The organism is Pseudoalteromonas sp. Z1A8 (assembly GCF_011378855.1).
Taxonomy (GTDB): domain Bacteria; phylum Pseudomonadota; class Gammaproteobacteria; order Enterobacterales; family Alteromonadaceae; genus Pseudoalteromonas.
Window position 1 is genome coordinate 1 of sequence record NZ_WTLB01000140.1, and the last position, 563, is coordinate 563.

The window sequence follows — 563 nt, forward strand, 5'->3', positions numbered from 1 at the left end:
AAAAGTGCAGATAAAATCACCGAGTTCTTAGCCACTCACAAAGAAAAAACAGGCAGTAAAGGCAAGCCAGTTAAAAGTAATATTACCGACCCCGACAGCGCGAAAATGACGACCTCAAAAGGGACAATTCAAGGCTACAACGGCATCGCGATTAATGACGATAAACACCAAATCATCCTGCAAGCTCAAGCGTGGGGCTCAGTGGGTGAGCAACAAACCCTACAGCCAGCTGTTAAGCAATTAAAGCAGCAGCTTGATAAATTGAACACTGACAAGCGCAAAGACGATCACACGATTAAGTTCACCGCAGACAGTGGGTTTAACAGCGAAGCAAATCTCGAATTTATGGCGCAAAGCGGGTTCGATACCTACATTGCGGATAATCAATTTAGAAAACGAAATCCGCTGTTTAAAGACAGCGAAACATACGAAACGGAGCAAGAAAAGCGCCGACTAAAACGCAGTAAAGGCAAGCCACGCTTATTTACCTCAGACGATTTTCATTATGATGAAGCCACCCAAACCTGCCGCTGCCCTGCAGGTAATGATATGTGGCGAAGTGG

Annotated in this window: 1 pseudogene; it reads left to right on the forward strand. The window is 45.3% G+C overall.

From position 1 onward, the window contains the following. A pseudogene (locus GQR55_RS20055) lies at positions 1-563 on the forward strand (transposase); the annotation flags it as partial.